At 46.8% G+C, this 2,541-nt stretch carries 2 protein-coding genes; both read right to left on the bottom strand.

Features of this window, described 5'->3' with window-relative positions:
- Positions 1–45: 45 nt before the first annotated feature.
- The gene (locus ACZYGA_RS16905) at positions 46–1,620 is read right to left on the bottom strand and encodes a glycosyltransferase (protein WP_479399720.1); all 1,575 of its coding nucleotides are present in this window, start codon (positions 1,618–1,620) and stop codon (positions 46–48) included.
- A 5-nt stretch (positions 1,621–1,625) separates the two neighbouring features.
- Complete coding sequence (locus ACZYGA_RS16900; protein WP_479399718.1) at positions 1,626–2,177, bottom strand: hypothetical protein; 552 nt, start codon at positions 2,175–2,177, stop codon at positions 1,626–1,628.
- Between the last annotated feature and the right edge of the window lie 364 nt (positions 2,178–2,541).

Genomic DNA, 2,541 nt, shown 5'->3' with positions numbered 1-2,541 from the left:
CAAAAAATTTAACTTTTATGCACACTAGGTGTAAGCACAATGTGGCTAATGTTGCGATATTACGCGCTGATATAACTTCCAATACTCCTCAGCCATCTCTGCGCAGCTTATCTGTCCAGTTTTTTGCCATTCACATACATTTTCTTGAGCCTTATGCCAAACTTCAGGCTCCGTTGCTTCAAGCAATTTCATTGCCATTGCGTCAGAACTAATTTTTTCAACTCGCCACCCACCCCCTGTGTTTGCTAGGCGCTCGCCGACTGCACCAAGATCGAATCCCAACACAGGAAGGCCAACAGACCAAAGCTCGGTCAATGTATGACACCAAGTCTCAGGCCATATCGACAATAGAGCTCCTAAATGCGGCTGAATTACTCCAACACGCATGCTGAACTCTTCACGATCATAAGCCCCATGGACTATAATATTCTGCGGTATCGATGAAGGCGGAGTGTCTATTAATAGTCCGAGCACATGCCACTCCACATGAGCTAGCCGACGATGAGAGGCCAACTCCAGCAGGATATCTCTGCCCTTAGAGACTGCCAAAAATCCTGGAACTAGGACTCGCAGCTTCTGATTTGGTTTAGGAGTAACTGCATGTAATGATAGGCTTGGGAAATCTCGTCCATGCGGTATAATCTCGAAGGGGTGCTTTTCGAGTGCAGGAAAAATATCGATAACCAGTTCGCGGGCCGAATCTGATGTAGTGACAAACGCATCACATAATACTAGCGCACGCGCATATTGTTGCTGCCACTGATAAACAGCATTGAATTTCAATGCTGGCATTGAAGCAGGATCCCAAAGCTCTTGGCTGCACTCACCAATGCTCAAAGAGCAACGGCCACCGCAAAATTGCTTATTTTCATCTAGTAACTTTACAGAAGGACAAACTGTATAGTAGTCGTGAAACGAAAAAACAACAGGTATCTGAAGCTGTTTAGCCGACGCTATCAAACCCAACGATTGCCATGCCATGTGACGCACATGCACAATTGTCACTTGATATTTCGACATCCATTTAGTAACTACTTTATCATACTCAGAAGAGGAATGTGGTAGAGGGCTCAAAGAAGATGATAAGCAGTATGCTTCCAACAAGACATATTGTCCGGAGTGAAAATAATAGAGAGTAATCTCAACACCTCTACAGCGAAGAACTAAAGTCTCTGCTTGCGAGGCAAATGAGCGCATCAAATCTTGGTTAGTCTGGGGCGTTCCGCCACTTTGCAAAGCCAAGATATAAAGTATACGCTCTCCATTGGGGGATGGTATATATATGGAATCGAATGTATCAGCCGTTGCCACCCATCTTGGCAACCCAGACTCTAACAACTCACATTTATTTGCAACAGGTGAGGACATTTTTCTGCCCTCAAATTGCCCCCACCTTAAATAATGCTCCAAAGCAGATATACCAGAATTGCGGATATCCGGATTATTATCCAGATAGACAACTGGATCAAAATTAGCACTTGGAGCACGTCCCTCCATCCAGCCATACTGCAGGAAGTGGTCCCAAGGAGAGAGCGTGCAGATGCTTACATCGGCATAGTGATTACTATACCATTCGGCATCGAACAGCCCAGAAGCCGCTAGTTCCTGCTCAAGCCTCACAGCAACTATCCTTCCTGAATCGATGGGTGAATATTACGCCCCTCTTCACGTCCATACATAAGATAATGTACCAGCGGATTAGTCCCTGCACTGGCCACGTCAGGATATTCACCAAGATAATAATCAGAATCAAACTCCGGACATGGATCCCGCCCTTCGAAAGCCCCAAAACGTAAATAGTGCTCATGGGGAGCCTGAGAAAACGTTTTGGCCTCCTTAATATCAGGATACATGGCCAGATACCATTCAGCATCAAACAGCTCACTTTCCAAAAGCAAACGGCTCTGCTGCTGCAGCTTTAATTCTTGCTCATCCGGGTTCTCAGCGTTTGACGCAGTCTGCTGAGCCTCCACCTGAATCAATTGCTGTCGATACGCAGCTAACTGTTTCTCAAGCTCAGCTTTGTGCGCTTGTTCGTGTTCCAAGGCCTGGGTAACACGGGCCATTTCGTCGAAATGCACCGCTATGGTGCGGTCACTTGCCTGTAAGCTCTGCTCTGCCTCGCTTATCCGCGATTGCAATTGCTCCAGCGATTCGTGTTGACTTTTTTCGCTCACGTGACTCAACTCCTTGAAGCCCCTGATTTTTATCTTCTATCAGCATTTTGATGCATATGACCACAAGCATAACCTCGTCTATCACTCGGACTCAAGGCAGCAACTCTTTCGGGGCAAAAAACGCGCGTTCATCTGGATCGTATGGCAGATACAGCTGGGCAGGCTTCTCTGCGTTGTCACGATGCCATGCTTGGCTTGCATTGCGGTAATCTGCACGCACTCCGCCGAACTGGGTTGTAGTGGCACAGTGAATCTGTAGTGGCACAGTGAATTTGGCCACCTGACTTTGAGTGTATGATGGCTCACAGAGACAATCAGGTGCAGATGATGACGAAGAAGAGAACGTTTAGCCCGGAATTTCGCT

This window comes from Cobetia sp. BL01, from assembly GCF_056493605.1.
This window is presented reverse-complemented; position numbering and strand designations above follow the sequence as displayed.